At 63.5% G+C, this 15335-nt stretch carries 12 protein-coding genes and 1 pseudogene; 6 read left to right on the plus strand and 7 right to left on the minus strand.

All coding sequences use genetic code 11. From position 1 onward, the window contains the following. Position 1 precedes the first annotated feature (1 nt). From BLU17_RS28095 to BLU17_RS28120, 6 genes are all read right to left on the minus strand, one after another. Complete coding sequence (locus BLU17_RS28095) at positions 2-1414, minus strand: beta-barrel domain-containing protein (protein ID WP_245747047.1); 1413 nt, start codon at positions 1412-1414, stop codon at positions 2-4. Continuing rightward, positions 1392-3275 carry an FHA domain-containing protein gene (locus BLU17_RS28100; RefSeq protein WP_245747048.1) on the minus strand — a complete coding sequence of 628 codons (1884 nt, stop codon included), beginning with the start codon at positions 3273-3275 and terminating at the stop codon, positions 1392-1394. Before BLU17_RS28100 ends, BLU17_RS28095 begins: the two co-directional genes overlap by 23 nt. 156 nt (positions 3276-3431) lie before the next feature. Beyond that, positions 3432-4865: an efflux transporter outer membrane subunit gene (locus BLU17_RS28105; RefSeq protein ID WP_092004686.1), complete on the minus strand. Its 1434-nt coding sequence runs from the start codon at positions 4863-4865 to the stop codon at positions 3432-3434. A gap of 149 nt (positions 4866-5014) precedes the next feature. Beyond that, complete coding sequence (locus BLU17_RS28110; RefSeq protein ID WP_092004600.1) at positions 5015-5296, minus strand: hypothetical protein; 282 nt, start codon at positions 5294-5296, stop codon at positions 5015-5017. Between the two features lie 317 nt (positions 5297-5613). Beyond that, the gene (locus BLU17_RS28115; protein WP_092004603.1) at positions 5614-6039 is read right to left on the minus strand and encodes a DUF4399 domain-containing protein; all 426 of its coding nucleotides are present in this window, start codon (positions 6037-6039) and stop codon (positions 5614-5616) included. A gap of 63 nt (positions 6040-6102) precedes the next feature. Beyond that, positions 6103-6528 carry a DUF4399 domain-containing protein gene (locus BLU17_RS28120; RefSeq protein WP_092004606.1) on the minus strand — a complete coding sequence of 142 codons (426 nt, stop codon included), beginning with the start codon at positions 6526-6528 and terminating at the stop codon, positions 6103-6105. Positions 6529-6806: 278 nt separating this feature from the next. On the opposite strand from BLU17_RS28120, the gene BLU17_RS28125 reads away from it, so the two are divergent. From BLU17_RS28125 to BLU17_RS28150, 6 genes and pseudogenes are all read left to right on the plus strand, one after another. Further along, positions 6807-8048 carry a formylglycine-generating enzyme family protein gene (locus tag BLU17_RS28125; RefSeq protein ID WP_092004609.1) on the plus strand — a complete coding sequence of 414 codons (1242 nt, stop codon included), beginning with the start codon at positions 6807-6809 and terminating at the stop codon, positions 8046-8048. Between the two features lie 78 nt (positions 8049-8126). Next, positions 8127-10898: a xanthine dehydrogenase family protein molybdopterin-binding subunit gene (locus BLU17_RS28130; RefSeq protein ID WP_092004611.1), complete on the plus strand. Its 2772-nt coding sequence runs from the start codon at positions 8127-8129 to the stop codon at positions 10896-10898. Then, the gene (locus BLU17_RS28135) at positions 10895-11416 is read left to right on the plus strand and encodes a (2Fe-2S)-binding protein (protein ID WP_092004614.1); all 522 of its coding nucleotides are present in this window, start codon (positions 10895-10897) and stop codon (positions 11414-11416) included. The genes BLU17_RS28130 and BLU17_RS28135 overlap by 4 nt, the downstream gene beginning before the upstream one ends. Further along, positions 11320-12393, plus strand: coding sequence for a hypothetical protein (locus tag BLU17_RS28140; RefSeq protein ID WP_245747049.1), 1074 nt, complete (start codon positions 11320-11322; stop codon positions 12391-12393). The genes BLU17_RS28135 and BLU17_RS28140 overlap by 97 nt, the downstream gene beginning before the upstream one ends. A 51-nt stretch (positions 12394-12444) precedes the next feature. Next, on the plus strand, positions 12445-13167 hold the full coding sequence (locus BLU17_RS34030; RefSeq protein ID WP_245747050.1) for a phospholipase D-like domain-containing protein: 723 nt from the start codon (positions 12445-12447) through the stop codon (positions 13165-13167). 11 nt (positions 13168-13178) lie between these two features. After that, positions 13179-13451 (plus strand): annotated as a pseudogene (locus BLU17_RS28150) (MFS transporter); the annotation flags it as partial. 203 nt (positions 13452-13654) lie between these two features. Here BLU17_RS28150 and BLU17_RS28155 read toward each other — a convergent pair. Further along, positions 13655-15325, minus strand: coding sequence for a phospholipase C (locus tag BLU17_RS28155; RefSeq protein WP_092004622.1), 1671 nt, complete (start codon positions 15323-15325; stop codon positions 13655-13657). Positions 15326-15335 lie beyond the last annotated feature (10 nt).

Consider the following 15335-nt stretch of genomic DNA (forward strand, 5'->3'; position numbering starts at 1 on the left):
TTCACCCCGCGACCTGCCGGAACGGGTCCAGCGCGAAATCGATGAGCCGTCGCTCGCGCACGACGATCTCGGCCGTCGCCGTCATGCCGTAACGCAGCGGATACGTCGCGCCGGCAATCGAGAAATGATCGCGCGCGAGACGCACACGCCCCTCGTAGACCGGCTCCCTGGTCTGCGCCTGCGGCTTGGTGGTCGGCGAAATATATTCGAGCGTGCCGTCCACCACGCCGTAGCGCTGATAGGGAAACGCGTTGAACTTGAGCTTGACGGGCAGGCCCTCATGCAAAAACGCGCGGTCCTGCTCGGCAATCGCGACCTTCACGACCGGGCGCGCATTGGCGGGCGCAATGTCGCCTAGCGGGGTATTCGCCTGGATCTTGTCGCCTGGCTGAGTCGTCGTCACCTCCGTTATCACGCCGGACACCGGCGCGAGCACGAGCAGGAAATTGTCCTTGTCGATGTTCTCGAAGCGAATGCGCGCGGCCGCGTCGGCGGCGAGGCGCGCCGTCTGCACCTGCAGACGCAGCTTGTCTTCCGTGTTGGCGATTTCCCGCTCGGTCGCGTCGTATTCGATGCGCAGGCTCGTGAGCTGCCCGGCGCTGCCTTCGAGCTGCGCCTTCGCCTGTGCGAATTCGTGGCTCGTCTGCGCCTGCAGTTCCGCTAGCCGTGCTTGGGCGATCCGGTAGTTGTTGTCAGCCTGCACGAACGCACTGCGCTTTTCTTCCACCTGGCTTTGCGAGACCCCGCCGCCGCCGGGCAGCGCGAAAAGCCGCTCGTACTTGGCCTCTTCGTCCCGCGCGAGGTCGCGCACATGGCGTGCGTTGTCGATGTTGCCGCGCGCTTCGTCGAGCTGGGCATTCTCGGCCTGCTGCAACTTGCTCGTGCCCTCCGCGATGCGGGTTTCGTGCATATGCGCTTCGACGTCCATCTGGGCCTTGAGCGCCTCCGCCTTGCGCTCCATGAGCGCCTTTTTCTCCGGGAATTCCTTCCATTCGCGCTCGGCGTCGTCGAGCTTCAAATGCGCGTCGAGCGCATTGGTCGCGGCCTGAATCGCGCCGCGCGCGTTGATGCGGCCAATCACGTCGTTCTGCTCCACGGGCTGGCCTTCGGCGATATAGATGTCGACGAGCTCGCCGTCCACCGGCGCGTAGATGCGACGCACTTCGGACTCCGGAGCAAGTGCGCCTTGCGCGCTCACGATCACATCGGCGCGGCCGACGAGCGACCAGATGAGCGCGCACACCACAAGCGCGGCGAGCGCGATGATCGTCGCCTCGATGAGTCGCCAGGGGCGAGCGGTGAGAATCGCGACGCCTTCCTCGGTGTGATCGCCGAGCGCCTCGCCAAGCGGCCGCGGCGGCTCGGGCGGCGAATGCGCGCGGCGTGCGCGCTCAATGAGCCGGAGCAGCTTCACCGTGACCTCCTGCCGAAGCGATTTTCTCCAGCCCCGGCGCATGCGCTTCGAATTGCGGCGTGGCGAAGCGCGCGGCGGCAAGGCGCTCGCGCACCGCCTGTACGTGGCCTGCATGGGCTTCGCCATCGATCTGCTGATATTGGTCGAGGTCCGCGCGCACCGCGTCGAGCCCGGCAAGCCGAGGATAGCGCTGGCCGTAGTCGCTCAACATCGGGCCCAACGCGTCGAGGCTGTCGCTATCCAGCGCCTTGCCGATTGCCTGCCTGATGCGCCCGAGCGCCGCCACATAGACGGAGTCGTCGGTCTGCAGCTTGCGCAAATGGCTTAGCGCATCCGCATAGACGGCCGCAAACGCGGGCACGTAGCCCGAAATCCTGTCGAGCGCGCGCTGATGCTCGCCGGGGTCGTCGTTCCAGCGGCTCGTCAGCGCCTTGATCGGCGCTTCGTCGCGATAGATCCGGATGGGCGCTTCCGGACCGCCGCGCCTTTGCACGAAAGACTGCAGCGCGCCGATCCAGTCGATGTTCTGCACGAGAGGCGCGGCGTCCGCATTGTGGCTCGCCAGCGCGCGCATCTCGCGCACGACGGCCTGCGCGCGGTCGAACGCGCCGGCGTTGATGGCGGCGATCCACTCCGGCGCTTTCGCCTTGATGAGCGCTTCCGTCCCCATCGCGCGCCACGCGCCGTCGCCGGGATGCCGCGCGAGGTACTGATCGGCCATCCGCGCCGCGGCCTCGAACCGGCCGCTCGCCATCAAGGCCTGCATGTCGCGCTGCGGCGCGCCCTGGAAGTATGTGAAGGCCACAAGCGCGACGAGCGCGGCGAGCGCGCCGCCGCCCCATCGCCACAGGCGGCCCATGTCGATTTTCCCGCTGCCGCCCAGCGCTTCGCTCAGTTCGCAGAGAAAGACTTCGAGCTTGCCGCGGCGGCGCCTCGCGTCATGGCCGGATTCGGGCGCCTGCTGTGGCGCGTCGGGGTTGATCTCGTCTTCCTGCGCGGGAGCGGGCGGCGTGCAGAAGATGTCGAGGAACGAGTGCGCCGTACCCACGAAGGTCGTGCGGTCGGCGTCGTCGGAGGCTTCCGTCGCGCCGGGCTGGCGCGTCGCGGTCACGGTGGCGTCGGTCCCCGGCGCGCTCTCGAGGCTTACGCGATAGACGAAGTGCTCGCCGCCGAAGGCGAGCCGCTGGCCGTCTGCGAGCCTCACCGCGTGCTCGTCCAGACGCTGTCCGTCGACGAACGTGCCATTGGTGCTGCCGAGGTCCTCGACGTAGATGGCGTCGTCCTCCGCGTAGATGTGCGCGTGACGGCGCGACAGGTAGTTCACCTGATGCGGCCAGGCATCGCGATACTGCGCGAACGTTTCGTCGGTCTTGCTGACGAGAAACGGAAAACCCGTGACGACGATCAGTTGCAGCCCCAGATCGCCGCGCTCGGGCGTGAGCGTCACGACGGCCGGCCGCGCGGCCTCGCGCGCCGCGCGCGCCACGAAGCTCACGCGAAACGCGAGCGCGCCCGCAAAGCACAGTTCGTCGCCGTCTTTCAGGACATGCGGCTTTTGCGTGACTTCCACACCGTTGACCGCGGTGCCGTTCTTGCTGCCCAGGTCGGCGACGTACGCCGCCGTTCCTTCGCGGAAGATGCGCGCGTGACGGCGCGACACGTCGACGACGACCTCGGGCTGCGCCGCGGCAAAGGGCGGTTGCGTCCGCCCCACCGCGAACAGGTCCTTGTCGATGCGAATCTCGCCCAGCTCCGGATGGGATATCGGCCGAAGCACGATATCGAACGTCCAGTCGAGCGTAGTCTGCCTATCGGCAATCGAAGCGGCGTCAGGCACCATGATTCCGCCAACGATCAGCATGGTTGAGCCAGGCTGTGCGCGACGCAAGCGCCGCGCACGCACTGGCGATCCGTGTGAAGCCGCGCGCCTTGCACATGGCGATCGGAGTGTGAGAAAAGTGTAGGCGACACAGAGCGGTAGTCAAAAGGCCGCCGTGGCCGGCGCGAACGCGCGGGCTCATCGGGCACTCGCCGCAGCCGCCGCGGAACTGGAGGCTACGTTGGTGATTTCGACGTCGGTCCAGCCGCCGCCGATCGCCTTGTAGAGCGTCACGGTGTCGCCGAGGATCTGCTGGTGATTGGCGAGCAGCGAGAGCTCCGCGGAAGCGAGCGAACGTTCGGACTCCAGTACTTCGAGCTGCGAAACGAGCCCTTCCTTCAACTGCGCCTCGACCTGGGCGGCCACGGTGCGCAGGCGCTCGTTCTGCTCCAGCAGTTCGGCACGCTCCTTCTTGTGCGCATCGAGGTTCACGAGCGCGTTTTCGACCTCTTCGAAGGCCGTGAACACCGTCTGCCGATACTGCTCTTCGACAACCTTGCTTTGCGCCTCGGTCGTCTTGATGTGGGCGTGCACGCCGGGGTCGAACATCGGCAGGTCGATGCTCGGCATGAAGCTGAGCGTGAACACCTTGAAGAGATCGGAGAGCGAGAACGCCGCCGTGCCGGCGCGGCCCGTGAGGCTGATCGTCGGCAATTGCGCGAGCCGCGCGGACCCGACTTCATCATACGATTCGAGAATACGGAACTGCGCGGCCACCACATCGGGCCGGCGCGCGAGCAGTTGCGCAGGCAGACCCATGGGCACGTCGGGCAGCTTGACGCGCTCGCGCAGATGGCCCGCCGGCATCCGGAACTCGCCGGCCGGCACGCCGATCAGCGTGGCCAGCGAGTTTTCGGCGGTATCGCGCGAGCGGTGCAGCTCGAGCAGTTCGTTAGCAATCCCATTGATCTCCGCACGCTGGCGCAGGACCTCGGTCTTCGGCGCCACGCCGTTTGCGTACATCTGTTCGTAGATCGTGAGAATCTGCCTGTTCCTGTCGAGCGTGTGCTGTTCCTCGCGGATCTGGTCGTCGAACTGAAGGATCTGGAAATAAGTGGTCGCCACATTCGCCACGAGCGTCAGATAACCTGCGCGCCAGTCGGCCTCGCTCGCGTGGTATTCGGCCTTCTGCGCCTGCACGCTCTTTTCGACCTTGCCCCAGATATCGATGTCCCAATTCACCTGCGTGGCGACGTTGTAGGTCTTCGTGAGCGTTTGCCCGGTGCTCTTTTCATAGTCGATGCCGGCACCCGCATCGAGCGCAGGCAACTGACCGGCCTGCACTTCTCCGATCTGCGCTCCGGCCACGCCAATGCGCGCCGCCAGAACCTTGATGTCGACATTGGCCGAGATCGCCTTGTCGATCAACGTATTCAGATACGGATCGTCGAACTCCTTCCACCATTGCGGATTCACGGTATCCGCCGCCGAAACGGCGCCGCGCGCGTGCGCCCACGTTTCCTTGGCCGGCATGTCGGGGCGCCGGTAGGCCGGCGTGCTCAGGTCCGTGCAACCGCACAGCACCGCCAGACACAGCCCCGCCGGGGCGACGCAGCGGGCCAGCCGGCGCATCGTTCCGCAGCGAAGGTCCGCAGCGAATGGCGAAAGAAGTGTGTTCACGATCGACTCCTTGAGCGGAACGCGACGAAGAGCGTGGGCGGGGACGAAAAAACCAGGAAGGTGCCGTGGAGACGCGAGTGCCTCCACGGCTTGCCGCGCGATCAGAAGTTGATCGTGTTGTGGGCCGACTGCTTCGGGCTCGACGACGAGGCAATACCCGACACGAAGGCCACGTCGTTGCCCGTGTTGTTCACGATGCTGTTGGTCTGGCCGATCACCTGCTCGGCGGTGAAGTTCGTGCTGTCGACCTTCACGCTCGGCATCGTCGGGTAGTACACGGGCCACAGGCCGCCCATGCCCAGGTTGCCGCCGCGCACGGCGCTCATTTCACGGCGGTCGAGTTCCTGGGCGACACTCAGGTCTGCGATCATCAGCTTGCTCATGACAGTTCTCCAGAAAGGTAATGCCAGAATGTTGGCGTTTGAGCTGCAGTGTTGCGGGCTCGGCTGCAACAACGCATGAGCCGTGCCAGTTGCGCGTCCGCGCACGCGCGATGCGACGGATCGGCCGCTGCATAAGGACTTTTCTGGCATTCGCACAGGTGGCGCGCGCTCCGGTCGTGGTACCTCGCGCATGCGTGCTGATGGGTGGGCTCCAACTCATCGCCCAGGTTGTGTCGGCTTGCTGCCGACACTTCGACTCTGGATGCCGTGCCAAGGGGTTTCCACGCGCAAACCGGCCGTCCCGACTTTGTTATGGATCACTTAACGTATATGGTGATCTTTTTCGAGTAGACGGGTGGCGAGTGCGGCACGTGGTGCGCGTCTCCCATCAGTAGCTGAAGCGTGTGCTTGCCCGGCGGAAGCTGGAGCATGGTCTCGGTTTGGCCTGCACCGAAGTGGAGATGATTGCGGTCGGAAGGTATGGGCTGATCCATCGGAGGCAGGTCGGTGTCGACGAGCAGATGATGGTGCCCGGTGTTTGGAAACTCCACCTCCGAAGGCGCCACGCCCATGTTGCGCAGACCGAACCAGACGCGAAAAGGACGTCCCGCGGGCATGACCTGACCGTCGTTTGGCCAGCCGATATAGACGATGGCCCTGGGGTCGGCCGGCGTCGTGCCCGCCTGCGCTGCACCGCCCGCGAGCAGCGCGAACGCGGCCGCAACAACGAGGATCTTGTTCATGGCATGCACTCCCGCTTCGTTCCCGCTCGTCTCCGGCTACCCGGCAAAGGCGGACGGACTTCGCTACTTGACCGTGATCGTGATCTTCTTCGAGTACACCGGTGGATCGTGCGGCACGTGGTTGTAATCGCCCATCAGCAACTGCAGCGTGTGCTTGCCCGGCGGAAGTTCGATGCGGGCCTCCGTTTCGCCCGCACCGAAGTGAAGATGATTGCGATCCGACGGGATGGGCTGGTCGAGCGGCGGAAGATCCGTGTCGATGAGCACGTGATGATGGCCCACGTTCGGCCGGTTGATGCCCTTCGGGCAAATCCCCATGTTGCGCAGGCCCATACGCACCCAGAACTTGCCGGTGGGAATCGTCGCCCCGTCGGGCGGCCAGATGATGTATACCTCCGCGCCGGGCGGCGACGGCGTGCGCCCGGCAAACGCGAGGCGCGGCACGAGCATGGTCGCTGCCACGGCCAACAGGATCTCTCTTCGTTGCATCTTGACGCTCCTTGTTCGGCAGACGGCACGCGGCCCCGGATTCGTCGTTCGGTGCGTGTTCTACAGCTTAGGTCGGATTCACGCGGATGGACACAAATCGCCGCGCGCCAACGTGTTACTGCATCGTGCGATGCGCGTGCTATTTTGTAGTTGTGCGCGAACCGTACTTGCGTCGGTAGCGCCGACCGCGCCCCCGTCTTGAGACCGCGGCGGGGGCAGCGCATCATCGGCATGCAACGCCGATGGTGCCCCGATGGCGCCTGACAGGGAGAACGAACATGTGGCGGCTATGGGTGCCTGTGTGTCTGTTGATCTCGCTAGGCCTGACTTCCACGAACCGCGCCGCCGCGCAAGAGACGCGCGCCGCGACGGTCAACGCGGCCCGGATGGCCGGGCAACACGATGGCGTTGCGATCATGCGTGTTGGCCTGATGCCCAAAGACACTTCCGAAGAGTACGAAATCACGTTCTGGAATTCGATCAAGGACAGCCAGTATCCAGGCGATTACGAGGCTTATTTGAAGGCCTATCCGAACGGGCGCTTCGCGCCGCTCGCTCAGACCCGCCTTGCGCGCTTGCGCGCGGAAGCTCCGAAGACGATCACCGCACCGTCGGCGCACGCGGCAAGCAACGCCGCCACTACGCCACCGCCGCAACCCGCGCCACCGAAGACCGCGCCGGCACAAGCCGCGCCGCCGGCCTCGCAGACGAAGACGGCCCCTGCCGCCGCAGCGCCGATTCAGACGCCGGCCCAGGCGGCAGCGCCTGCGAAAGCCAACATGGTCGCCGCCGCGAAGCCGGGTCCCCACGACATTCAGGACTGCCCAGCGTGCCCGCTGCTGATACAGGTCACACCGGGAAACTTCACGATGGGCATCGATACCGACGATGCATCCGAACGGCCCGCACACCACGTGACGATCAACCATGGCTACGCCCTCTCGAAATATGCCGTGACCGTGGCGCAATGGAACGCATGCGTCGGCGCGGGCGCATGCCCGCGCTTGTCGAACGAAAACAACGCTGCACCGAACGCGCCCGTTCGCGACCTGAGCTGGGACGACGCACAGCAATACGTGAAATGGCTCTCGAAAATCAGCGGCAAGCCGTACCGCCTGCCGACCGAGGCGGAATGGGAATATGCGGCGCGCGGCGGCACCGAAACGCGTTACTGGTGGGGCAACGAGATGCGCAAGGGCACGGCGAACTGCAAGGACTGCGGCCCCCCGTGGCGCATCGAAGCGCCCGACGACGTGGGCTCGTTTCCGGCCAATCCGTTCGGGTTCTATGACATGGCGGGCGGCGTCTGGGAATGGGTCAGCGACTGCTGGCACAACTCGTACAAGAACGCGCCTGGCGACGGCCACTCGTGGGACGAGCCCAACTGCCAGACACGCGTGATCCGCGGCGGATCGTGGCGCGACGGCGCAGGCTACATGCTCACGGCAACCCGCTTCAAGTACGACAGCAGCGTTCGTTACGACGCCAACGGATTTCGCGTGGCGCGCGACATGAAATAGCCAGGCGCGCCATGGCGCGACATTGATCCATTGCATCAGCCATTCGCGCGTAATTGCCGGACAAGCTGGAGACGCAATATGGCTTGCGATCGCCCCATCACCCGACGGACATTCCTCAAGGCCGTGGGGAGCGGCGCGTTCACCGTCTCGGTGAGTTCCATCACCGCGTTGACGGCCTCCTGTTCCTCGCAGAGAGCATCGGTCCGCTCTGATGAGCGTGCCGCCGCCACGCATGCCGCGCCGGAGTTCGCAACCGGCGCGCCTGACTGGGCGCCGGAGCCGGGCAAGGCGCGTTGGCGCATAGAGGGCGTACGCAAGGTAACGGGAGCAAAAATTTATGCGCGCGACTACAAGGCACGCGACTTCGACGGTTGGCCGAAAGAGGAAAACTGGTTGTACGCACTCCGATGTAATTGCGTCGACAAGACAGTGGAGGGATTCGACCTGAGCGTATTGCCGCGCCACCTTCGGCCCATTTCAGTGGTATCCAACCAGACGTTAAACGACAATCGCGTCTATCTCGCGACGAAGCAGGACCCGCTGAAAAACAAGGATATCTATCTTTTTGCGCAGGAAGGCAATCCGGCGGATTGCTATGGACAACCTGTTGCCTTGCTGATCTTCGAAGACTTCGATACCTATCGACGCGCGAAGACGTTGCTCGACTTCAACGAGACGACGATTCGCTATGGCGCAACCGTGTCGAGGGACAAAAATCCGCCAACCTTGTTTTCCGCGCCCAAACTCTATGTACGAGACGACGACAAGTCGTTCTCGAACATCCACATGGAAACGGACAAATCCGGCAACCCGACCGATGCATTCAAAAGCCGGTGCAGGGCGCTGGGCGACGAGATTCGCGCACTCGCTGCGCAACGGGTAACGAGCCACGCCTGGCACGCGTTCAATGGCACTTTTCAGACGCCCGCAATCGATCCCATGTTCATGGAGCCGGAAGCAGGACTGGCCTGGTACCAGGCGGAATCGGGCGTGCTGCAAATGGTGCTCGGCACGCAATCGCCACGCGACGATGCCTCCTCCGCTGGCAGCCTGTTCACCAACAGCAAGATCAGGATAACCCACGTTCACGTGCAAGGATGCTACCCCGGAGGAGGATTCGGCGGCCGCGACAAATCGTATTTTCCGCTCTACCTCGCCTTGGCGGCGCCCTTCGCGAAGGGTGCGCTGCGTTGGCAGCAGTCACGTTACGAGCAGTTTCAGGTGGGGCTGAAACGCTCCGAAACCGCCTTCACGGAGTCCATCTGGCTCGACGACGACGGCAAACTCCAGGCATTGGATAGCACGTTCAGGCTCAATGGCGGCGGTAAAGCCAATCTCACCGGCGCCGTCGGCGACCTAGCCGCCATGAGCGCGATGAGTTGCTACGACATTCCGCGCGCGATTGCACAAAGCTCGGTCACTTATACGCCCGAGGTGTTCGGAGGTTCGCAGCGAGGCTTCGGCGGCCCTCAAGCCTTCCTCGCCATCGAAACGCTGATGGACGAGGCCGCGCAATCGCTGCACAGAAGTCCATTCGATATCCGTCGCGGCAATCTGCTCGTCAAAGGCCGCGGCAAGACCGTGACTGGCGCACCCATTCTGTTCGACCTGCAACTGGAAGAACTGCTTGGCCGGCTGGAAACGCACGCGTTATGGCGGGACAGGGAGAGGACGCGCGCGCAACGCCACCGGCATGGCCTGCGATACGGCGTCGGGCTCGCGATGTCGAATCAGGCGTACGGAACCGGGAAAGACGCCGTCTTCGCAATGGTTCAGATCCAGCCAGACGCCAGTCTGCGCGTGCTGACCCATTACGCCGACATGGGCAATGGCGCGGCCACCACGCTGGGCCTCGCGCCCGCCACCTGGCTCGGGCAAAACGCCCGGGAAATCGTCATGAGCGAAGTCGAGGCTTTCACCTCGATCACGGATTTCGACTATCGGTTGCTGGGCAAATGGCCGGACGACGACCGAAGCTATTCCATTTCGGGTCCGTTCGGTTCGTCGAGCGCCTGCCTCGGCGCATTCCACCATTTTCAGGCCGTGGATCGCGCGGCCATGGCGTTGATGCTGCAGAGCGCGCTGCCCGCGGCGCGGGAAATATGGGGCAACCCGCGTATCGAACTGCACGATCTCAAGTGGACCAATGGGAAACTGACTGCCGCTGGCCGCTCGCCAATTATCTGGACTGCGTTGCTCGACAGGATCAATCGCATGCAGTTGCCCGTTGTGGCAGCCGTACACGTAACCTATGCGGGCGGCTTCTGGAGGAGCAAGTACACGTTCAAATCGGGGCCCGCCGACATGGACTGCGACTTCGTCGCGGTGGGCCCCGACACGAACACGCTCAAAAGCTTGCCGCACGGCGAACTGATCTCGCCGCACGACGCCGTCGGCTATGGACGAACCAACTATGCTCCAGCCGCCGCGCTTGTCGCCGTCGCCGTCAACCCCGATAGCGGCCGCGTGAAGGTCGAACATGTCGTCACGACGCTCAGCGCCGGCCGGATCATCTGCCGCGAGATCGTCGAGGGGCAATCGCAAGGGGCGGTCGCCATGGCGATCGGCAACGTGCTGAGCGAAAGTTGTCCGCTCGGCGATCGGGGCCCCGGAAACGGCAAATGGAATCTCGACCAGTACCTCATCACGCAAATGACGGATGTTCCGTCCCAGGAGCTCGTTACGTTGCCGCCGCCCGCAGAAAAGGAGCGCCATAGCGCGCGCGGAATCGGCGAGGCGGTGATGTGCCCGATCGCACCGGCACTGCTCAATGCGCTCGCCATGGCCACGGGGCACCGCTTCAGGCAAACGCCCGTCACGCCCGACCAGATCCGCGAGGCCCTCAAATGAGCACAGCCGAGGTGAAGATTCACGTGAACGGACGGCCGGTCACGGTCGTTGCCGCCGATACCGACATGAGCCTCGCCGAATTCCTTCACGAGCGCCTCGACCTGACGGGCACGAAGGTTTGCTGCGGCATCGGCGTGTGCCGCGCGTGCACGGTCGGCGTGCGCAGCCGCCACGATGCGCTAATGGAAAAAACCCTGGCATGTGTCACGCCGGTCAGCGCTGCGGCGAATCAGTACATCTATACGGTCGAAAGCCTGGCGGACGGCGCACGGCTCTCGCCGTTGCAGCAAACCTTCCTCGAATCTTTCGCATTTCAATGCGGTTATTGCACCCCAGGTTTCCTGATGGCGGCCACGGCCATGCTCGAGCATCTGAAGACGTACCGCATGAGCGCCGATCAACTCGAAACGGAAATCGATGCATGGGTCGGCGAAAACCTGTGCCGCTGCACGGGTTACGTGAAGTACCGGGAAGCGATCCGCAAAGTCGCGCAAATGCAAATGAAACGCGGAGCGTGAAGATGCGTGTCTTCATTCGCCTGGCCGCCTTGTGCTGTATCGCCGCGATACCGCTTGCGGCAATCGCGCGCGAGCAGTCATTGCTCGAATATGGCGAGCAATGCGCGAGGGAAATTGGCGAAATCCCGCCATTCGATTGCAACGACGGAACGGACATTCCCATTACGGTGGACGGCAAGCCGCCCGCGCAAGGAGACGCCCCGAAACTGTGCGATAAACCCTCGCTGCTTCACCCGACCGCTGACGCTGCCGGGCAATGCCTGCCCTACTCCAAGATTCTGAATCTCTCGCGGGGCAATACGCAGATCTCCGCATACTGCCGCCGAAACGCGCTGCGCGCCGACAAGGATCCACTGTATGACGAAGTGGTCGTCGTGGCGCATCACTCGGGCAACGGCAAGACCTGCTGGTTTCAATCGCGCGCGCGCGCAAACGGAATCGACGCTTCGCGCGTGCCGCCGCCCAGCGAGAAAACGCCGCCGTCCGGCCATCCCTCGGCCGTCGAATTCTGGACGACGCCGGCAAGAATCGCCGCGGCAAAGCCCACCTGCATCGCCTGCCACGATGCGGGACCGTTCATATTCAGCCCGTATATCGGGCAAGTCTGGGACAAGATTCCCACCGATCCCTTGGGACGATATTCGAACATCGGCGCGGCGTTTTCGGCGTATCGCCCCACGACGATCACGACGCCGGGAAACGCTTGCATTGGTTGCCACCGGATTGGAAGCGACCAGAGCTGTCGGGTATATATCGGCCTCTCGGCGGGCCGGCTATCGGCACCCGGAAACGACGCGCACGCCAACCGCTATCCGCTTAGCCACTGGATGCCGACCGACAACACCATGAGCGAGGCACAGTGGAACGAGGCCAACGTCAGATCGGTCGACGCGCTCCTCGCATGCTGCAAGGACAAAACGCATAGAAGTCCAAACTGTACGTTTACCCCTGTTCCCGCGAGTTCGAATACGAGGTAGCGGCGCTCGGCGCCGCCCGGACCCTTCATTGCCACGCGAGGAGAGCACGCCATGTCATCGAGCATCAGCAAGAGCAAGAGTAAAAGCAACGTCATAGACGACGTTACGCAAACCCTGCAGACATTCGACCTGACCGAACTGCAGCAATACACGCGCGAGAAAAGCTACTCGAGCACGGCGAGCAAGGACTTTCACCTGTTCTACGTCGGACGCGACGACGTTCACGAGATCCTGAAGTATGTCCTGTCTCGCGCAAGCGTTTCGCTGTATATGAACATGTTCGGCTTCGACGACGAGGAACTCAACGATATCCTCATGCAGCAAGCCCTCGACCCGAGCATCACCATGATGATTACGCTCGACAAAAGCCAGGCGGGCGGCGTTCACGAAAAGAAGCTTCTCGATTCCGATATCGCGCAGAATCCTGCCAGATTCAACACGTACTTTGTGATCGGACAATCGGCGACCCACCAGATCAGCCACACGAAAGGATTCGTGGCCGACGGCCGCGTCGGCGGCGAAGGCTCGACGAACTGGTCGGCGGCTGGCGAGGGGACGTTCGTCATCAAGGGTATGCCCGGCGGTAAGGGGTACAAGGCGCAAAACAATACGCAAACCATCTTTACGGACCCCGACACGATCAACCGGTTTCAAACGGAACTGATCGCAGAACACATGACAGCGAAGGCGCAAAGCACGGCCGCCACCGCCGCCACGGCCGGAACGCGAACAACAGGCGCCGGAAAAGCGAGCGCGGCCGCCAGTGGCAGATAATGCCGGCCGTCATCGGCCGGTCTATCCGCCTGACCATTCTCGACATGCCGATATTCGCGAAGCTCCTCGCCGAGCGCGAGATGATGATTCGCAGCCTGCCGAGGGACATCCTGCTTTCGGCTCTATCGCGTATGGCCGGGCAGGCACCGTTTTATATCTATACCGCTTTCGTTTTCACCTATGGTGTGACGACGTTGCACGTTTCGCGCGAACTCAGGCACGCCGCGGTGCTGGCTACCGCCGCGCGGCAATTCGCGAACATTCCGCTATTCGGACATATTTCCGGTCGGCTTCTTTGCCGCGTGGCGCCTGGGCGATTTCACGAACAAGGACATTTCGCGCGAATACGACGACGTGCGCCCGTTGGGCGATGACGGACAAGCTTCCCACCCCGCCTGACAAGCGAACAAAAAAAGGAGCGCGCCCCGGCTTTTTTTAGCCGCGCAAGGGCGCACTCCCTTCATGCCTGCACAGGCAGTCGCGCGCGTCAGATCTTCGGGGCCTTGTCGAGCGCGACGCCGGTGGCCGGATCGAGGAACAGCTTGCGGTCGTTGTGGCCTTTGCCGCGGCGATCGAAGTCGAACATGCCCGTGATGCTGCCCGCCGACGCGTCGAACGAACCGCCGCCGATACGCTTGCCGTCAAGCCAGTTGTCTTCGATGAAGCGCACCACCGAAGCCTGGTCGATCTGCGTATGGTCGACGTAATTCTCCTTCGCCCACGGCGAGATCACGACAAACGGGATGCGCGTGCCCGGACCGCAGCGGCCGTTCACGGGCTTGCCGTTCAGGCCGTCGCGCGCCGAACCCGTGCCGCAGATGCCGGGCGCGGTAAGCTGGTCGGCGACCGCATCGTATGAGGCGCTCGTCGGCAACGCGTAAGCATGGTCGTACCAGCCATCGGAGTCATCCCATGCCACGATCACGGCGGTGTCGTCCCAGTCCCTTTGCTCCTGCAGGAAGTTGACCACCTTCGCGACGAAAGCCTGCTCGTCCAGCGGATCCGAATATCCGGCGTGACCATCCTGGTACGCCGGGGCCTTGAGAAAACTCACTGCCGGGAAATTGCCCGCCTTCACGGCGTTGAAGAAGTCGTCGCTGTCGTACTGGTGATTGGCCGGGTCCGGATTGCCATCTCGGCCCACGCTATGCCCGATCGCCGCGAGCGAGCTGGGGCGCAAATGCTTGGGATTGGACGTGGACGCGTAGTACTGGAACCAGTTGTGGTGCGGAATATAGTCGGCCGTGGCGGCGCCGACGACGGTCGAGAGCGTGCTGCGCTTGCAGCCGGTCGTGCCGTTGCCGTTCACCGTCGTGAGGTTGAAACCGCCCATGAAGCCGCCCCACGAAATGTTGCGCGCGTTCAGCAGGTCGCCGATATTCTTGCCGGACATCATCGCGGTATCGGTCGTGCTCGAACAGGAGTCGTAGGCCGGGTCGACGTCGTTGATCATCGTGAACCCGCCCTGGCCGTCGTTCACATAGTACGACCCGGCAGTCGAAGGCTGCCTGGTTGTCAGCACAACCTTCATACCGTTGGTTTGCCCCGAGACGACTTCGAGCGCGCCCGGCGTGGACGGCCCATAAGTCGACGTATAGGCGTTGTCGCTCATCGCGAAGCGCTGCGCGTAATTCCACAGTGCCGTGACCGTGTTGCCGTCGTAATAGCCCATCACCTGGCCGGTCGTGCCGAAGGCGCCGGCTCCGCCGCTCGTGCCATTACCCGTGTACTTCGGGAAAAGATCGGCCGCGCCGTTGTCGTATGCCTGCTCTTCCGCTGTGTATGCGTGATTCTGGTCGGCGGTGGCCGCTTGCGTACGGTCGAGGCGGAACGGATTGGCCGCGCCCGCGCCATTGGCCGCATTCGTGAAATTCGGGTTCTTCGTCAGCAGTGCACCCGAAAGGCCATTCACCTCGGGCGTGCCCGGCTGCGCATGGAATGCCGGCTCGCCGGACGGATTGCCCGCGTGCGGATAAGTCGCGAAATAGTGATCGAACGAGACGTTCTCGCCGTAAATCACGACCAGATGCTTGATCGGAGTGGCCGTGCGAATTTCATGCGGCCCGCTCTTGTCATGATCGTCACCGGCACTCCACGCAACTGTCGATGCGAATGCTGCGGCTGCGAGCGAACCCGCTGCTATATGACGCCATTGCATATTCGGCTCC

Source organism: Paraburkholderia lycopersici, from assembly GCF_900096975.1.
In the GTDB taxonomy this organism is placed as follows: domain Bacteria; phylum Pseudomonadota; class Gammaproteobacteria; order Burkholderiales; family Burkholderiaceae; genus Paraburkholderia; species Paraburkholderia lycopersici.

Bases quoted from the DNA above. Each gene is read 5' to 3' on its own strand.
- BLU17_RS28135 (WP_092004614.1), top strand. From the start codon at position 10,895: ATGAGCACAGCCGAGGTGAAGATTCACGTGAACGGACGGCCGGTCACG.
- BLU17_RS28110 (WP_092004600.1), bottom strand. From the start codon at position 5,296: ATGAGCAAGCTGATGATCGCAGACCTGAGTGTCGCCCAGGAACTCGAC.
- BLU17_RS28105 (WP_092004686.1), bottom strand. From the start codon at position 4,865: ATGCGCCGGCTGGCCCGCTGCGTCGCCCCGGCGGGGCTGTGTCTGGCG.
- BLU17_RS28115 (WP_092004603.1), bottom strand. From the start codon at position 6,039: ATGAACAAGATCCTCGTTGTTGCGGCCGCGTTCGCGCTGCTCGCGGGC.
- BLU17_RS28140 (WP_245747049.1), top strand. From the start codon at position 11,320: ATGGGTCGGCGAAAACCTGTGCCGCTGCACGGGTTACGTGAAGTACCG.
- BLU17_RS34030 (WP_245747050.1), top strand. From the start codon at position 12,445: ATGTCATCGAGCATCAGCAAGAGCAAGAGTAAAAGCAACGTCATAGAC.
- BLU17_RS28125 (WP_092004609.1), top strand. From the start codon at position 6,807: ATGTGGCGGCTATGGGTGCCTGTGTGTCTGTTGATCTCGCTAGGCCTG.
- BLU17_RS28100 (WP_245747048.1), bottom strand. From the start codon at position 3,275: ATGCTGATCGTTGGCGGAATCATGGTGCCTGACGCCGCTTCGATTGCC.
- BLU17_RS28130 (WP_092004611.1), top strand. From the start codon at position 8,127: ATGGCTTGCGATCGCCCCATCACCCGACGGACATTCCTCAAGGCCGTG.
- BLU17_RS28120 (WP_092004606.1), bottom strand. From the start codon at position 6,528: ATGCAACGAAGAGAGATCCTGTTGGCCGTGGCAGCGACCATGCTCGTG.
- BLU17_RS28155 (WP_092004622.1), bottom strand. From the start codon at position 15,325: ATGCAATGGCGTCATATAGCAGCGGGTTCGCTCGCAGCCGCAGCATTC.